The sequence below is a fragment of the Paenibacillus sp. YYML68 genome (assembly GCF_027923405.1).
Classification (GTDB): Bacteria; Bacillota; Bacilli; order Paenibacillales; family NBRC-103111; genus Paenibacillus_G.
In genome coordinates this window covers 4,869,911-4,885,898 of the sequence record NZ_BQYI01000001.1, presented here as the reverse complement: position 1 = coordinate 4,885,898, position 15,988 = coordinate 4,869,911, and the positions used below count along the sequence as shown (strand labels likewise).

The window sequence follows — 15,988 nt, the reverse complement described above, 5'->3', positions numbered from 1 at the left end:
AATGAGTAGGCCTATTATTGGAAAGCTGCAGTCTAGCCCTGTTGTCAAGCGTCACCCACAGAACCCGATTCTGACCAGAGAGCATGTCCCTTATCAACCAGCATTGGTATTTAACGCGGGTGTAACGAAATATCAAAATCAATATGTGATGGTATTCCGTAATGACTATGGGGATCCGGTGAAGCAAAGTTTAGCACCTTCTCATACGACAAATATAGGCATTGCCTTCAGCAAAGACGGTATACACTGGGATGTGAAGCCGGAGCCCATCTTTCACCTGAAGGATGAGGAGTTTATGCGCGCATATGACCCGCGATTAACGGTCATTGATGGACGCGTCTATATGTGTTTTGCGGTGGATACACGTCATGGACTGCGCGGAGGAATTGCCGTCACCGACGACTTCGAGCATTTCGAAGTGTTAAGCTTGACGGTCCCGGATAACCGGAACATGGTCTTGTTCCCGGAGAAGATAAATGGCAAATACGTGAGACTGGAGCGACCTTTCCCTGTGTACAGCCGCGGAGGAATCGACCGGTTCGATATGTGGATGTCGGATTCTCCTGACTTGAAGTATTGGGGGAACTCACATCTCGTTCTTGGGGTAGAGGATGTTCCGTATGCCAATGACAAGATCGGACCTGGAGCTCCGCCTATCAAGACGAAATACGGCTGGCTAACGACGATTCATGCTGTCGATCTTGATCCGACCAGAGGGAAGAACGGCTGGGAGGATACTTGGAAGAAAAGGTATACGGCTGGCATCTGCTTGCTCGATCTGGACAATCCGCATCAAGTAGTAGGGCTGTATAAAGATCCATTAATCGCACCTGAAGCCGAGTACGAGCTGGAAGGCTTCAGAACGAACGTGATTTTCCCGGGAGGCATGATTCTGGAGGATGATGGGGAAGTGAAAATTTACTATGGCGCTTCCGATACCGTAGAGTGCGTGGCAACAGCCCATGTCGATGATTTGGTTAAACTGTGCTTAGAGCATTCTACGTTGAAGTAGGCACCAAGCAAAGAACGTATATAACCGGGCGTTCGACTCCCGCCTCTCCATAATAGTGAAAAACACCATATCATATGATGGTGTTTTTTTGCTTATCCATAACAAATAAGAAACCAAGACGGTAGGATCGGCACCCATCTTCTTAATGTGTAACATCATATCGATATGAATGATATAATCAACACAAATAAATACTTGACGAGGGTTGGGAATGAACGGGGAAGGCGACTGAAAAGATGTCGTTAAACATACCTCGTTCGGGAGGTGAGGATGGGTGAATATTAAGTTTAAATATCCTTGTGCACTTTTGCAGCCGTTTATCGAATGCTATTGGTCTTGGGAAAGTGATAACTCTGAGTATGAACCGTACCATCTTCCAAGAGTCATTCCAAGTACGAATATGGAAATGATTCTTTATTATAAAGAGCCGTTTTCCATTTCGGATCATAAGGGAGACGGTCATCGGCTGCCACAAAGCCACTTTGTGTTTTGGATGAGTGAAGCATATTCATTATCTCTTCCCAAGGAGAAAGAGATGGGGTTTGTGGCTGTCAGGTTTCGTCCGGGCTGCTTCGCACATTTTTTTAGGGGAGCAATGGATGAGTTAACCGAAACCTTCCTTCCTATATCCGAAGTGTGGGGGGCTTCCGGGATTGAATTGACTGAGCGTGTGATGGCGGTAGTCAATTTTGAGGAACGAATTCAGTTGATTGAGTCGTTTCTTCTTGGAAAGATCGCATTACATGTGAAAAATAACGATATCGTTCATTTTGCAGTTACAGCTCTTTTGAATCATTCAGGAAATATGAAGATTAGAGATATCATGCACTCCTTACATGTTAGCGAAAGGCAATTTCAGCGATCGTTTAAACAAACCATGGGGATACCCGCTAAGCAATTTCAGCGTATTATGCGTTTTGAATCTACGATTAAGCAATTCATGCAGCATGATCATACCTACCACTTGTCAATTATTCTCGCGCATGGCTACTACGACCAGTCTCACTTTTACAAGGAATTTCAGGAGCTTATTTCAGCAACGCCTAGGGACTTCTTACTCGATAAACGATATATGTCGCTTTTTTACAATACTCCAACTGAAGGCTAGGGTACACTTATGTAGAGGGGAATATCGGTTCTACTCAGGGGAGAGGTGGGGAGAAGGCTTGAAACATATATGGAAGTACAGTGGCTGGTACTTAATCGGAATTGGTGTGATCCATAATGCTGTTGGCTTGCTGCTTGGTCAAGACATTGTACTTGAGCTGCTTGCGGATGGCGTCATTAACACGGTGAACACGGAGTATGATCGTAACTTTCTGTTTTGGTTTTTAGTAGTAGGATTTTTTTGGATTGGAACGGGTGTCCATTGGCAAAGTATACTGCGAACATTCGAAAAACCGTTACCTTCTTATCTTGGGTGGGGAGTGCTTCTATTTGCTTTGATTGGCGTAGCGTTCTCTCCAGCGTCTGGTATTTGGCTCTTCTTTCCACTAGCTTGGATGATTCTGCAGCCACACTTACTTCGTAGCCGTCATTGCAGTCCATAGACATTAGGCGACGAGTTGGCGTTGAGAACCGCTGCGCCACGAATAGAGCTACACCCGAAGCACCATCCGACGCGATGGTGCTTCTTCATTTTCGCGCGCCCACAAGCACCCAATTCGTGTCATCGGTTCCATTCTATAATCATTAACTCAGGAATGGCTAGGGATGCGGATGATCCCGGGGGGAAGATGAACCATTGATTATTTCAGAATCGCTTACATGGCTGGTAAGCTGAGGGTGTTCGAGCGGTTGGAAAATTGTTGATAAGAAAGGAGGCTGTTAGGGAAATATCGCAAGCGATTTCAGTCGCTCTTATCCACTATTTCCGGGAGGGATCTATTACATGACCCAAGCAATGAACGTAACACGTATGATGCTGTTGCTGTCTCTTGCGCTATCGTTAATCTTGAGCGGGTTCGCCGCGACTGTTGCGCACGCTGCCACTGTAACCTTGACCCAAAGCGGTGGCTGGAATGAAGCTGCCTACGTCGAATGGAGTCCTGTCAGTAATGCCCAAGGCTATAATGTGTATGTGAAGCCTGCTGGAGCGGCGGATTCGCAGTACAAGCAAATCGATAACGAGCTGATTCGTAAGTACCCGTCTAATTGGAGGGCCGATATCGTAGGGCTTGCAGCGGGTAATTATGTGATCAAGGTCGAAGCTAGACTGTCGGGAGGCTCCACAGCTACCGCCGTTACAGGCAGCATTGCTGTAGCAGCTCATGACCGCTCGGGGTTTGCTTTTTCCTCTAACTCGATGTTCGGTACGGGCTCAGGCGCTTACAACGATAATGGAACGCTGAAGAGCGGCGCTCAGGTGCTCTATGTGACCTCGGCTACAGCCAAGACGGTTACGCTCGACGTGAAGGTAAGCAGCTCTGGCGCGAAGCAGACTGGCGTAGGTATCGGCGAAATATTGAACCTGAGACAAAAAGGGTACGATACGACTCCGCTTGCGATCCGTTTCATCGGTAAAGTGACGGCTGCCGACATGAGCGGACAGCTGAACAGCAGCGGCTATCTTCAAGTGAAGGGTAAGGACAACTACTCCGAAATGAACATGACGCTCGAAGGGATCGGCGAAGATGCTTATGCATATGGCTGGGGACTTCTTATTCGCTATGTCGGTAATGTAGAAGTACGTAACCTCGGCTTCATGCTATTCCCGGACGACGGTATTTCCTTAGATACAGGCAATGCCAACGTATGGCTGCACCACAATGATCTGTTCTATGGCTCGGCCGGCGGAGATGCGGACCAGGCGAAGGGCGATGGCTCGACAGACTTCAAGAAGGGCTCCACGTATATCACTCTTTCCTACAACCATTACTGGGATTCCGGTAAAGCTTCTCTAGTGGGCCTTGGGGAGTCGAATCCGTTCTACGCAACGTTCCATCATAACTGGTTCGATCATTCGGACTCGCGTCATCCGCGTATTCGAGTTGCGTCTGTTCATATTTACAATAACTACTTCGACGGTGTGTCCAAGTATGGTGTTGGTGTGACGACTGGCGCATCGGCTTTCGTTGAATCGAACTATTTCAGAAATACGAAGCACCCGATGCTCAGCTCCCTGCAAGGAACGGACGCACTAGGTGAAGGCACGTTCTCAGGTGAGAATGGCGGAATGATTAAAGCGTTCAACAATACAATTGTGGGCGCACAGAGCATCATCTATGCGAACTCCAACGCTGGAACGGCTCCGGCGAATGCTACTTCGTTCGATGCCTTCTTGGCTTCTTCAAGAACGCAAACGGTTCCTAGCTCCTACAAAGCGTTGGTAGGCGGTACGGCTTACAACAACTTCGATACGACCGTCGACACGGGCGTGAGCGCAGCCAAGATTGATCAGGTAAGCTCGGTAGAAGCGATTGTAACTGCCAAGGCCGGACGCATGAATGGCGGGGACTTCACATGGGAGTTCAACGATTCGGTGGACGACACGTCGTATGATGTGAATCAAGGGCTGATGACTAAGATCAGAAGCTACACGTCGAAGCTTGTCTCGGTTGGAGGTAATTCGAGCACGCCTGCTCCGAACCCGAATCCTAATCCAGATCCGAACCCAGAGCCAGAACCAGAACCAGAACCAAATCCGGAGCCGACTCCTGGAACTGGAGAGTACGTTCATAACTTCACAGCACCAGGAACACAGAGCAGCTTCTTCAACATTCAAGGCAGTCTGTCGTCCTCCAAAGGTACAGTCACGTACAACGGATTAACGCTGACGCAATGTCTGAAGATCGAGAGCTCGACGAGCATTTCCTTCACGACGACGAAGGCTTCGACCTTAACGCTAGTGTTCAACTCGCCGGACGGCACGAAAATTAAAGTGGATGGCACAAGCTATCCAATGACCAACGGAATTGTAACCGTATCTCTTGCAGCAGGCTCGCATACGATTACAAAGGACGGCGTAACGAACCTGTTCTATATGGAAGTGAAATAGTTGAGTGTACCCTGATGAAAGGGTCGGAAAGGCCACCTTGCGAGGTGGTCTTTTTGACGCACAACTTTTTGTTAATGGAGGAAGGAATAGGTCGATGGATGACGAATAATGAATATAAAAATAGAACAAAAGGTGTTTGAAAACATATTTAGAAGCTTCTGGGAGGATCATATGGCTAGAACGTATTATGCAGAGGGCAGGCAAATTGCATATTTCTTCAGAGGAATCTTCATTCTTGGCGGGTTAGCGATATACTTCAACATCCCAGGACTGCACTGGGGCTTCTTCGTAGGTATTCTATTCGGATCCGTTCTTGTGGCTGAGATCCTCGGATCGATATGGATACGCAGTAGACGTCAGGAGAAAAAGTCGAAGAAGCCGCAGCCGAAGAAGGGGTCTGCTACCAAGTCTGCTCACAGCGCAACTAGACGAGCGTCCAAGGTGTGCAGAGCCGACGAGATTATTCTTACAAGCAGGCTGGATGACCTGTCGGGCGCCGAGTTCGAACGGCTGCTTGCCCTTTATTTCCGCGATCAAGGCTACAATGTCAAGGAAGTGGGGGTAGGCGGGAATGATGGCGGGGTCGACCTCGTTATCGTGGATAAGCGTGGTGAGAAGACAGCGGTTCAAGCCAAGTGCTACGCCGATCATAACCTCGTTCCAGTCATGACCGTTCGTGAGCTGGTAGGGGCGAAGAGAAACCATGATTGTATACTGTCGTTGCTGGTGACAACATCTGACCTTACGCCGCCTGCCAAGAAGGAGGCGGAACAGTTCAAGGTGGACTACTGGCATGGCGCACTTGTGGAGCAGAAGTTACGGGCATGGGGCAAGTGGCAGCCAAGCAAGAAGCCGCGGCCGATCGAGAAGGACGTAACCGTAGCGAAGTCCGAGATGGCTCGAGGGAGGAAGGAAGCAGCCTCAACGAGCAGTGCGACATGTAAGTGCGGAGCTCCGATGGTGCGTAGGAAGAGTAAGCAGGGGACGGAGTTTCTGGGATGCAGCAAGTTCCCTAATTGTCGACATACGACAGCCATTGGCTAGGACGATTGGAGCGGGGGCCGACAGCCGTGCAACATAACCGCTTGATACATCATGTGCATCACAGTACAGCTAACTTGGGCTTGCTCCAACCGAATTCGAATTTAATGAGTAGAAGGCATCAGACACTAGTTGTCGGTGCCTTTTCGTTGCTTCTAGGCTGGAACTGATCAAGGGCTTCTTTAGCTTTTAGCATATCGCTCAATCCGGAGCACCCTCTTCTCTCGATCATATTGAATCTTACCGGATTCCAGTCCTTCTCGGAGGGCGATACGAGCGATGTAGTTTAACGCTTTAATTTCATCCGAGGACCGCGGACGGTTTCGGGATAAGGACCAGCCTTGCTCCCTCGTCTTTTCGCGAAATTTAGCAACGGCCATATTCACTTCGGGTTGATTTGTCATGAGCTTGGACTGAATTTCTCGAAGCGATCGCTTACGCATGGGACCTCTCCTCTCATACCCTATTGTCTCAGTATATACGACCAACCATGTTTTAACCATAAACTGGTGCCTAAGGAGTTTGGATAGACCTAGTCGATCCTCCTTCTGCATAGAAATACATAATAGGCTTGGGAAGTCAAGGTTAGGACATCTCCACTTTTTGGTTGACGAAGAAAAGGGTGCGTCGTATAATCGGGGTTAATAGTATTTTTTACGATTAAGGAGGTACATAATGGCACATTTATTAATGATTGAAAGCTGGGTAGGCGCGAGCGGCAGCCTGCTGCCCCCGCTGCTGAAGTCGCTCGGTCATACCTACACCTTCGTCACGCGCAAGCTGGAGCATTACCAGAGTGCGCACAGCACAGAGAAGCATCCGGTGATTCTGCATGCCGATGATGTGCTGGTTACAGAGACGAACGACGTACCGGGCTTGATCGAATGCTTGCGAGCCTACAAGTTCGATGGTGTGATTACGGTGTGCGACTATTACATCGATACGGTGCGAGAGGTAGCGCAGGCGTTCAGCCTCCCTTGCCCGTTCCCAGAGGCCGTAAGGAACGTGAGGAGTAAGCATCTCATGCGCCGAGCGCTGGATGAGGCAGGTGTTCCGAATCCGAGCTATCGGCTTGCGAACAGCTGGGTCGAGACGGAGGAGGCTGCAGCGGAGCTCGGTTATCCGTTCGTCATGAAGCCGGTCGATCTCGCCTCCAGTGCATTCGTCCGCATCATTCGTAATCGTGAGGAGCTGAAGGACGCTTATGCTGCACTAGAGGCGTTCCCGCTTAACTTCCGTGATCAGGCGCGTGATCGCACCTATCTTCTCGAAGCGTATATGGAGGGCGAGGAGATCAGCGTGGAGAGCATCTCCTACGAGGGCGAGACGACGATACTCGGCGTGACGGACAAATCGGTGACAGGAACGCCATACTTCATCGAGAACGGCCATATGTTCCCAGCAAGACTGAGCGATGAACTGCGGAGCGAGGTGGAGCAATACGTCAAGAAGGCGCTGCAGGCGGTCGGCTATGACCACGGCATCGCCCATACAGAGGTGAAGCTGACGGCGGATGGCCCGCGAATCGTCGAGATTAATCCCCGGACGGCGGGCAATTATATCGTCGAGCTGATCAAGCGAGTGACGGACATCGACCTGCTTCATGCCTTCGTCGACCTGTCTCTCGGAAGGAAGCCTGCCCTTGAGGCGCGAGACTGCGGAATTCAGAGTGCGGCCGTCATGTTCCTCGTACCTCCGCGAGGCGGCAATCTTACGCATATTCAAGGGGTCGACACGCTTGAGACAGATGACAACCTTGTACGCTACAAGATTGAGAATGCGGCAGGCCGAAGCATCTCGACGCCGATCGATAATGCTTGCTATCTGGGTCATGTCGTGGCCGTCGACCGGGAAGGGCTTAACGCCAGAGCGTATGCCGAAGCGGCACTTCAGCGTATCGTGCTGACCTTCGACACGAGCGAGGTGTCCGTATGAATATGATCGACACGCTGAGCTCTGTAGAGCAGCTGAGAGAAGCGATTCTCGCTGGCCGACTCGGTCCGAAGCCTGAGACGCTGCCCGTTACAGGCTCGTCATTCATCTACCAGACGACGCAATTCCCTGGCTCGACGACCAAGTACCACAACTATTACCTGCTGCTGAGAGTGGAATCGTATTTCGGCGCTTGCTCGCATACGTCCGATCAGCTGGAGCCGGGCATGGCTGCTTCATTCTCGGGGCGCACCTTGGATACGGTCCTCCAGGACCCGAGGCTTCCTGTTCAGATTGCGGCGATGGACGCTTACCTCGGCGCTGTTCGCCCGCATCAGGAGCAGTGTACAGCTGTTAAGGACATTGCTGGCGGAACGCCGATTGAGAAGGCGAAGCAGCGGGATGCGCTTATTGCGGAGCTGGCGAATATTCAGCCGTCGCAGAACGTCGCGCTGATCGGTGTCGTTAACCCGCTTGTTGAGGCGATTAGGCAGCGTGGAGGCACTTGCCTGCCCTGCGACCTGCAGCTGGAGCAGACCCAGTGGGGCGATGCGGTGGAGAAGGATATGGAGAAGGTGCTGGAGCGGGCGGACAGCATCATTTGCACAGGGATGACATTAAGTAACGGGTCGTTCGATCGTATTGTGACCGTCGCTCGGGAGAAGCGAATTCCGCTCACCGTGTATGCACAGACGGGAAGCGCCGTCATTGCGGCCTTCGTGAAGCAAGGCGTCACGGCGCTCGTCGCGGAGCCTTTCCCCTTCACGCAGTTCAGCGCTGGAGTGACGCAGCTATACGCGTACACGAGTGGGAGGGAGTAGCCGCATGCAGACGCCATTGAAGCTGGATACAGATAACTTTCTTCATACGAACCCGTCGCTATACCTCGCCTTTAACGGTGAGCAGGATCCGAGCATGGGGTATTTTATACATAAGCTGCTGAAGGAATATCAGACGGGGCCACGTGTACTGGACATCGGGTCCGGACCGGGTCGCGAGGTCGCGTATCTTCATAGCGTCGGCTATGACGCGGTAGGACTGGACAATTCGGAGGAGATGCTGGCTTGGGCGAGAGCGCAGTATCCGTCGCTTCCGTTCGTCTATGGCGATCAAGCGGACTTTGCGCTGGGCGAGCAGTTTGACGCGTTGTACTGCGTCGGCAGCACCTTCTTGTACAACTTCAGCAGCGAAGCGGTCATGTCGAGTCTGAGCTGCTTCCGCAAGCACCTGCGAACGGGTGGACTGTTGTATCTCGATATGCGGAACGCCGCCTTCTTCTTGACAAAGGAGGGGCAGCGCTGGTTGACAGAGGAGCTGGCCGAGCAGCGAACGTATGAGGGGCAGGTCGTATCGCTGCGAACACGCTTCAGCATCGACCTCGCAGAGCAGCTGCTGAAGCGGGATTACTGCTGGACGGTCGAGGGCTGCGAGCCGATCGTTGAGCATCTGAAGCATCGGCTGTTATTTCCGCAGGAGCTGGCTCACTATGTGACGGCTGCTGGCTTCAAGCTCGTGCGAATCTTCGATAAGCCGGAGCCGCACTTGTCCAAGGTGGACCTCGCAGAGCCGCTTCATTTCAGCGGGGAGCTGACCGGTCGACGCATGCAGCTTATTGCGATAGCGAATTAGCGAACTAGACCAATTCACGAACTTACATGATGGAGGAACAGCAGGATGAAAAATATATTTGTTTCTATGGCAATATTAATCGTAATAATTACACTTGTGGGGTGCAGTGGTAACACAGGAGCGACACAGACGGCAGCACCGAAGGACGCTTCGACAGAAGCGGCAGTCGCAGGTCAATCGAATGGGGCGGAGCAACAGGAGCTTGTCGTCGTCGGTCAAGAAATCGCGGCATCTCTGGACCCCGTGAAGCCCTTGACTTCCAGCTACTTGCGTAATGTTGGAGCAGGTGAGGCGTTGTTCCGCATCGATGCTAAGGGGCAGACGGTGCCGTCTCTTGCGGAAAGCGCGAAGGCGGTAGACCCGACGACGTGGGAGATCAAGCTGCGCTCTGGTGCGAAGTTCTGGAGCGGGAAGCCGATTGACGCGAGTGCCGTCATCGCTTCCCTGGAGCGCTCGCGGGCACAGGACCCGCAGGCACAGCCCTTCCTGAAGGAGCTTGCCTTCAGCAAGGTGGACGATTATACGCTTCAGGTGAAGACGACTAGCCCGCATGTGCCTGTACCGTTGAACCTGTCCTACTATCAGACGTTGATTCATAACGCGGAAGCGAAGTACGATGCGGTGGATACGATGGACTTGACAGGCATGTACAAGGTAATCGAGTTCGAGTCCAAGAAGAAGCTGGTGCTGTCTGTAAATGAGAGCTACTGGGGCACGAAGCCGACGCTGAAGCGAGTCGTCTTCGAGGAGATCAGCGACGGTCAGACGAGAGTGCTCACCGCCTTAAGCGGACGCAGTCATGTCACGTTGAACGTTCCGGCGGCAAGCCTCTCCCAGTTCAAAAATCATAAGGACGTACGTATATCAGCTGAGCCTGCTGCCAACACGCAGACGATCTATCTGAACCTCAGCAAGCCGCAGCTTGCGGATGCTCGTGTCAGACAGGCGCTGTCGTGGGCGCTGGATCGCCAAGAGCTCGTGGCCGTAGCTGCAGAAGGCCACGGCGTACCGGTAACGACTTGGCTCGGCTCGAATCCTGGCTTCCCTGAGGCAAGGAATGCGGTGTACGACAAGACGGACTTGACGAAGGCAGGTCAGCTGCTGGACGAGGCAGGCTGGAAGAAGGGTGCGGATGGCATCCGTGTGAAGGACGGTCAGCCGCTTACGCTGACTCTGATGACGTGGGGAGGCGATAAGGCGCTGGGCGAAGCGCTGCAGAGCCAATGGACGAAGCTAGGCGTCAAGGCCGAGGTGCGGCACGGCGATTACAGCCTGATTCAAGCGGCACGAGACAAGGGCGAGTGGGACGCCTTCATCGAGGCGTGGAGCACGTTCGGCGATATGCATACGCTGCTGACCGGTCAGTACGGTCCGAAGGGAAGCGCCAATTACGGCGGCTATGTGGATGAGGAGACGAGTCGATTGCTGGCGCAGCTGAAGGAGGCAACTGACGATCAGAGTCGTCGGAAGCTGGCACTGCAGGTCAATGAGCAGGTCGCACGCCAGGCCCCGGTCATCGCGTTGTTCCCACGTCCACAGCTGACAGCTGTGAGCAAGAAGCTGCAAGGGTTCGAGGAGCACTTCCGCCAGTTCGAGAACGTGGTGAATGCGGGTCTGACGCTGCAGCCCGGCGCTGCTGCGAGCGAACGCAAGTAGGCGGGAACAGACATGCTTAAGCTGCTCGTAAAAAAAGGAATGGAGGCGGCGCTGACCCTGCTCCTGGCGACACTGATCATCTTCGTCCTGACGCGTCTTGCGCCCGGTGATCCGATTGCGCTGCTGCTGAGCCAGCAAACCGAAGTAGCCGCAAGCGATACCACGGTCTATGAGCGCAAGGCGGAGGAGCTGCGAGTGCAATGGGGCTTGGACCAGAGCCTGCCTGTTCAATATGCCGAGTGGCTTAAGCGACTGGTCGGCCTGGATCTCGGACAGTCGATTCACACGGGAAGACCGGTCGGCTCCGAGCTCGCGGAACGACTCCCGGCTACGATTCAGCTCTCCTTCGCTGCTCTGGCGATTCAGATTGCGCTAGGGCTGCTGATCGGTGCCTTGTCCGCTCTATGGGCGGGCAAGGCGAGCGATGGGCTGATCCGCTTCCTCTGCGTGGCGCTTGCGTCCACCCCGGCGTTCGTCATCGGGCTTGCCCTCTTATCGCTGTTCGCTGTGACGTGGAACGTGTATGAGATCAGCAGTGAGGATGACATCGCGAGACTGTGGCTGCCTGCCGTGACGCTTGGGCTGATTGGTGCGCCGCCGCTCATACGGGTCGTGCGAGCGAATATGCTCGCCGAGCTCGGCCAGACGTACATCTTAGCGGCCTTAGCTAGAGGTCTAGGTCGTCGTCAGGTCGTCGGTCATGCTCTGCGCAACGCGCTGCTCCCTGTTGTGACGATGGCGGGTCTGTCACTGACGGCGCTGATCAGCGGTGCGGTCGTTATCGAGAGTGTGTTCTCGTGGCCGGGGATTGGTAAATATGCGCTCGATAGTATACTGCTGAAGGATTACCCGGTCATTCAAGGCTATGCGTTCGTCATGGTCGCCTTCATCGTGCTCATTCATCTGCTAGTCGACGTCGTGTATATGCTGGTCGATCCGCGACTTAGACGGACGCGGAAGAAGGGGGCTGAAGCGTATGCATAGCGCCCGACGCTCGGTCGGTCTGATCGCAGGGCTCGTGCTGCTCGTCTTGATCGTTGTGCTCGTCTTGGGCGCACCGATCCTGACCTCGTATGACCCGCTGGAGCAGCGTGCCTCGGAGCGGCTGCAGGAGCCGAGCTGGACGCATCTGTTCGGTACGGACCGCTTCGGAAGGGACGTTCTGTCCCGAGCCTTGTACGGCGGGCAGACGACGCTGTTGTCCTCGTTCGCCGCACTCGGAGCGGCTGTGGGCATCGGGCTTCTCGCTGGCTTCACAGCGGGGCTGCTGCAAGGCTCGATCTTGGATCGGCTGCTGATGCGGCTCATTGACGTGCTGCTGGCGTTCCCTTTCATGGTGCTGGCGATGGTCATCGCTGCGCTGTTCGGCACGAGCCTCACTCACCTGCTTCTGGCCGTGACGGCGGTCTGGTGGGTGTCCTTCGCCCGCTTAACCCGCAGCATCGTGCTGCAGGCGAAGCAGGAGACGTCGTTTGCAGCGGCAGTCGTGCTCGGGGCTGGCACGCGGGCCATTATGGTGCGTGAGCTGCTGCCCAGAGCGCTGGGACCCGTACTGGTGCTTGCGACGTTTGAGCTGGGCAGTATGATCTTGTCCGTGTCTGCACTCTCGTTCCTCGGACTGGGTGCACAGCCGCCCACCCCCGAGTGGGGCGCTATGCTGGCGGACGGACGGGATCACTTTTTACAAGCGCCGCACATCTTGCTCGGTCCTGCCGTATTCATCATACTGACCGTGCTGGCGTTCAACTTGATCGGGGAAGGGCTGCGGGACCGGCTCGATCCTTACGAAATTACAAGGCTATAGGAGAACTGTGCATGCAGCTCAAGCAAAGCGAACCGTTGATGCAGGTCGACGATCTGCACGTGACGTACAGGCAAGGTGTGAAGCATGCCGTGAAGGTGCTGGACGGCGTATCGTTCGGTCTACGCAAGGGCGAGATTACGGCGCTGGTCGGGGAGAGCGGGTCAGGCAAGTCGACGATGGCCAGAGCATTGATGGGACTGCTTCCCCCTTCGGCGCGTGTCGAGGGTGGGAGCCTGCGCATCGGTGCCGAATTCAAGGCGGACTTGTCCCGCTCGAATATTGCGTGGTCCGCCGTGCGCGGGAGGAAGCTGGGGATGCTGTTCCAGGATGCCCGGCAGGCGCTCAATCCGATGCTGACGATCGGTGACCATTTCAAGGAGAGTCTGCTCTACCATCGTATCGCCACCGCCGATCAGGTCGCGACCATTGCTGTGAGTTTCTTGAACCGGCTGAACTTCACGGATGGGCGAAGCTTGCTCAATCGATATCCGTTCGAGCTCAGCGGAGGCATGTGCCAGCGAATCTGTCTGGCGCTTACGCTATGTCTGGAGCCGAAGGTGCTGATTGCCGACGAGCCGACATCGGCTCTCGATACGGTGAGTCAGAAGGAAGTGCTCGACGTTCTCAAGCGTCTGCAGGCGGAGCTCGGGCTGACGGTGCTGCTCATTACCCACGATATTGCCGTCGCTCATGCGGTTAGTCAGCGGGTGATCGTCTTGAATCGGGGAAGCATCGAGGAGGAGGGCGACACGAGGGCGGTGTTCCTGGCTCCTCGCGCCGCCTATACGAAGCAGCTGCTCGCTTCCCGCTCTCCGATTACGAAGGCGACACGCGCTCGAAGGTCAACGACGTCGGGGGGCGAGCCGGTGCTGGAGGCGTTCGAGCTGTGCAAGACGTTTCCTTCTGGACGTGTGTTGAACGATGTTCAATTTACGCTGGGGCAGGGTGAGATTCTCGGTATTCTCGGGGAGAGCGGAAGCGGCAAGTCGACGTTGGCTCGCTGTATCACTGGACTAGAGCTGCCGGACCGCGGCATCCTGAAGTACCGGGGGACGAATATTGCCGGGCTGAAGGGCCGGGCAAGACGCGAGCTGGCCCGACATATTCAGCTCGTGTTCCAGGATGCGAGAGCGAGTCTCCATCCCGGTCGTACGGCGCTGCAGCTGGTGCAGGAGCCGCTGGACTACATGCGGATCGGGCAGCGCAAGGAGCGGGAGATGATGGCTGCCTACTACCTTCATGAGGTCGGCATCAGCGTGGAGGCGCAGCGGAGAAGGCCGCCTGAGCTGAGCACAGGACAATGCCAGCGCGTGGCGATTGCCAGAGCGCTCGTCTCGGGGCCAGACGTGCTGATCTGCGACGAGGCGGTATCAGCGCTCGATATGAGCGTGCAGGCGCAAATTTTACGACTGCTGCAGCGGCTGCACAAGCAATTTGATTTCTCGATCCTCATGATCTCTCACGATATTCGGGTGCTTCGCTCGTTCTGTCACCAGATCGCAGTCATGGAGCAGGGAAGCATCAGCGAGATCAGAGCAGGGGAGCTGCTGCACGAGAGTGAGCGCACGTATACACAGCAGCTGCTGAGGTGTGCGGGCGAGCTGGAGGAAGGGCTGTAACGATAGAAGAGCAGAACGAGCCCAGAATAAGGCAAGGTGAACGCTACAATACGCTGAGGAGGCAAGAGGACCTATGATATCGACCATACTCGGAACGATTGGCGATACACCGCTCATCACGATTCCGAACAGCAACCGCAAGGATGAAGGGCAGGTGTTGTTCAAGTACGAGCGTTACAATCCGGGCGGCAGCATCAAGGATCGCGCTGCGATGTATATCATCGAGGAGGCGGAGAGGCGCGGACTGCTGAAGCCTGGCGGCACAATCATCGAGTCCTCGAGCGGCAACTTCGGCATCTCATTAGCGATGATCGGTGCGGCCAAGGGCTACCGTGTCATCATTCTCGTCGATCCGAAGACGACCAGCTCCAATCTGGCGCTCTTAAAGAGCTTCGGCGCGGAGGTCATCGTCGTCACGGAGAAGGATGACTGCGGCAGCTACCATAAGACACGCATCTCGCTCGCGAACAAGCTGGCCAGGGAGATTGACAATGCGTACCGTCCGGACCAGTGCTTCAACCTGTTGAACAGCGAGGCGCATTACAAGAGCACCGCCCGGGAAATCGTGGACGCCTGCTCCGGCCGCCTGAAGGTGTTCATTACGGCGGTCAGCACAGGTGGTCAGCTCGGCGGCATCTCGCGGTACTTGAAGGCATTCGCCCCTGAGGTGCAGGTGATCGGCGTCGATGCCGTCGGTTCGGCCATCTTCGGAGGGCATTCCGAATCGTATCGCATACCCGGCGTCGGTCTTGGCTGGACACCCGTGAACGTGAATATGGAGCTTGTCGATTGTGCGTATAAAATAACGGACGAACAAGCGTTCCTCACTGCGCGGGCGTTCGCGCGTCACGAGGGCATTCTGATCGGTCCGTCGAGCGGAGCCTGCGCATTGGTCGCTCTGAAGGCGGCACAGTCGCTCGGTCCTGATGATCGGATCGTCTGCATGATCGCCGACGGGGGCGAGCGTTATATTCATACGTTATTCAACGACGAGTGGATGGAGCAGCAGGGCTTCGCCACCTATGCCGACATGACGACGATCCGCAGCATGGCCGCACAGCTGGAGCCTTGGAGCGAGCGTCCCGCCAGTCAGGCGAATTATCAGGGGGAGCTGGCTTCCAGTCTGGAGGTGCCAGACTCGACGCTCCGCATGAACGCCGAGCTGATGGCTGTAGGACGGGGGCATAGCGGGCAGGCCAGCTCGCTGTATATCGATTAGCTGTTAGGGATGCAAGCTGCGGACAACGATTGCGGCTATAGCTCGTTGGCTCGTGAAGCTGAGGAGTATATATTGGAGC

General features: G+C 54.7%; 14 protein-coding genes. 13 read left to right on the top strand and 1 reads right to left on the bottom strand.

The features are described from left to right. The first annotated feature begins 1 nt into the window (after position 1). The 5 genes from PAE68_RS21845 (at position 2) to PAE68_RS21825 (ending at position 6,053) form a co-directional block, all read left to right on the top strand. On the top strand, positions 2 to 1,012 hold the full coding sequence (locus PAE68_RS21845; RefSeq protein ID WP_281890507.1) for a glycoside hydrolase family 130 protein: 1,011 nt from the start codon (positions 2 to 4) through the stop codon (positions 1,010 to 1,012). Positions 1,013 to 1,286: 274 nt separating this feature from the next. Continuing rightward, the gene (locus PAE68_RS21840; protein ID WP_281890505.1) at positions 1,287 to 2,120 is read left to right on the top strand and encodes a DUF6597 domain-containing transcriptional factor; all 834 of its coding nucleotides are present in this window, start codon (positions 1,287 to 1,289) and stop codon (positions 2,118 to 2,120) included. A 58-nt stretch (positions 2,121 to 2,178) separates the two neighbouring features. Next, on the top strand, positions 2,179 to 2,562 hold the full coding sequence (locus PAE68_RS21835; protein WP_281890503.1) for a DUF6463 family protein: 384 nt from the start codon (positions 2,179 to 2,181) through the stop codon (positions 2,560 to 2,562). A gap of 341 nt (positions 2,563 to 2,903) precedes the next feature. Then, the gene (locus PAE68_RS21830; RefSeq protein WP_281890502.1) at positions 2,904 to 5,009 is read left to right on the top strand and encodes a pectate lyase family protein; all 2,106 of its coding nucleotides are present in this window, start codon (positions 2,904 to 2,906) and stop codon (positions 5,007 to 5,009) included. Between the two features lie 171 nt (positions 5,010 to 5,180). Next, complete coding sequence (locus PAE68_RS21825) at positions 5,181 to 6,053, top strand: restriction endonuclease (protein WP_281890501.1); 873 nt, start codon at positions 5,181 to 5,183, stop codon at positions 6,051 to 6,053. A gap of 179 nt (positions 6,054 to 6,232) precedes the next feature. Here the strand turns inward: PAE68_RS21825 and PAE68_RS21820 are convergent, their stop codons facing one another. Further along, positions 6,233 to 6,493 (bottom strand): hypothetical protein, encoded by a 261-nt coding sequence (locus PAE68_RS21820; protein WP_281890499.1) that lies wholly within the window; start codon positions 6,491 to 6,493, stop codon positions 6,233 to 6,235. Between the two features lie 232 nt (positions 6,494 to 6,725). Between PAE68_RS21820 and PAE68_RS21815 the strand changes: the two genes are divergently transcribed. The 8 genes from PAE68_RS21815 (at position 6,726) to PAE68_RS21780 (ending at position 15,909) form a co-directional block, all read left to right on the top strand. After that, positions 6,726 to 7,985 carry an ATP-grasp domain-containing protein gene (locus PAE68_RS21815; protein ID WP_281890497.1) on the top strand — a complete coding sequence of 420 codons (1,260 nt, stop codon included), beginning with the start codon at positions 6,726 to 6,728 and terminating at the stop codon, positions 7,983 to 7,985. Then, complete coding sequence (locus tag PAE68_RS21810; RefSeq protein ID WP_281890495.1) at positions 7,982 to 8,803, top strand: Rossmann-like domain-containing protein; 822 nt, start codon at positions 7,982 to 7,984, stop codon at positions 8,801 to 8,803. The genes PAE68_RS21815 and PAE68_RS21810 overlap by 4 nt, the downstream gene beginning before the upstream one ends. A 4-nt stretch (positions 8,804 to 8,807) precedes the next feature. Further along, positions 8,808 to 9,611, top strand: a complete 804-nt coding sequence (locus PAE68_RS21805; protein ID WP_281890494.1) for a class I SAM-dependent methyltransferase — start codon at positions 8,808 to 8,810, stop codon at positions 9,609 to 9,611. Between the two features lie 45 nt (positions 9,612 to 9,656). Then, positions 9,657 to 11,267: an ABC transporter substrate-binding protein gene (locus PAE68_RS21800; protein ID WP_281890491.1), complete on the top strand. Its 1,611-nt coding sequence runs from the start codon at positions 9,657 to 9,659 to the stop codon at positions 11,265 to 11,267. 12 nt (positions 11,268 to 11,279) lie between these two features. Then, positions 11,280 to 12,251, top strand: coding sequence for an ABC transporter permease (locus tag PAE68_RS21795; RefSeq protein WP_281890490.1), 972 nt, complete (start codon positions 11,280 to 11,282; stop codon positions 12,249 to 12,251). Further along, positions 12,244 to 13,071 (top strand): ABC transporter permease, encoded by an 828-nt coding sequence (locus PAE68_RS21790; protein ID WP_281890489.1) that lies wholly within the window; start codon positions 12,244 to 12,246, stop codon positions 13,069 to 13,071. Before PAE68_RS21795 ends, PAE68_RS21790 begins: the two co-directional genes overlap by 8 nt. An 11-nt stretch (positions 13,072 to 13,082) precedes the next feature. Further along, on the top strand, positions 13,083 to 14,690 hold the full coding sequence (locus tag PAE68_RS21785) for an ABC transporter ATP-binding protein (RefSeq protein WP_281890487.1): 1,608 nt from the start codon (positions 13,083 to 13,085) through the stop codon (positions 14,688 to 14,690). 73 nt (positions 14,691 to 14,763) lie between these two features. Then, positions 14,764 to 15,909 (top strand): cysteine synthase family protein, encoded by a 1,146-nt coding sequence (locus PAE68_RS21780; protein ID WP_281890486.1) that lies wholly within the window; start codon positions 14,764 to 14,766, stop codon positions 15,907 to 15,909. The last annotated feature ends 79 nt before the right edge of the window (positions 15,910 to 15,988 follow it).

Excerpts from the sequence above, each read along its gene's own strand:
- PAE68_RS21845 (WP_281890507.1), top strand. The coding sequence starts at position 2 with ATGAGTAGGCCTATTATTGGAAAGCTGCAGTCTAGCCCTGTTGTCAAG.
- PAE68_RS21830 (WP_281890502.1), top strand. The coding sequence starts at position 2,904 with ATGACCCAAGCAATGAACGTAACACGTATGATGCTGTTGCTGTCTCTT.
- PAE68_RS21825 (WP_281890501.1), top strand. The coding sequence starts at position 5,181 with ATGGCTAGAACGTATTATGCAGAGGGCAGGCAAATTGCATATTTCTTC.
- PAE68_RS21820 (WP_281890499.1), bottom strand. The coding sequence starts at position 6,493 with ATGCGTAAGCGATCGCTTCGAGAAATTCAGTCCAAGCTCATGACAAAT.
- PAE68_RS21815 (WP_281890497.1), top strand. The coding sequence starts at position 6,726 with ATGGCACATTTATTAATGATTGAAAGCTGGGTAGGCGCGAGCGGCAGC.
- PAE68_RS21810 (WP_281890495.1), top strand. The coding sequence starts at position 7,982 with ATGAATATGATCGACACGCTGAGCTCTGTAGAGCAGCTGAGAGAAGCG.
- PAE68_RS21805 (WP_281890494.1), top strand. The coding sequence starts at position 8,808 with ATGCAGACGCCATTGAAGCTGGATACAGATAACTTTCTTCATACGAAC.
- PAE68_RS21800 (WP_281890491.1), top strand. The coding sequence starts at position 9,657 with ATGAAAAATATATTTGTTTCTATGGCAATATTAATCGTAATAATTACA.
- PAE68_RS21795 (WP_281890490.1), top strand. The coding sequence starts at position 11,280 with ATGCTTAAGCTGCTCGTAAAAAAAGGAATGGAGGCGGCGCTGACCCTG.
- PAE68_RS21790 (WP_281890489.1), top strand. The coding sequence starts at position 12,244 with ATGCATAGCGCCCGACGCTCGGTCGGTCTGATCGCAGGGCTCGTGCTG.
- PAE68_RS21785 (WP_281890487.1), top strand. The coding sequence starts at position 13,083 with ATGCAGCTCAAGCAAAGCGAACCGTTGATGCAGGTCGACGATCTGCAC.
- PAE68_RS21780 (WP_281890486.1), top strand. The coding sequence starts at position 14,764 with ATGATATCGACCATACTCGGAACGATTGGCGATACACCGCTCATCACG.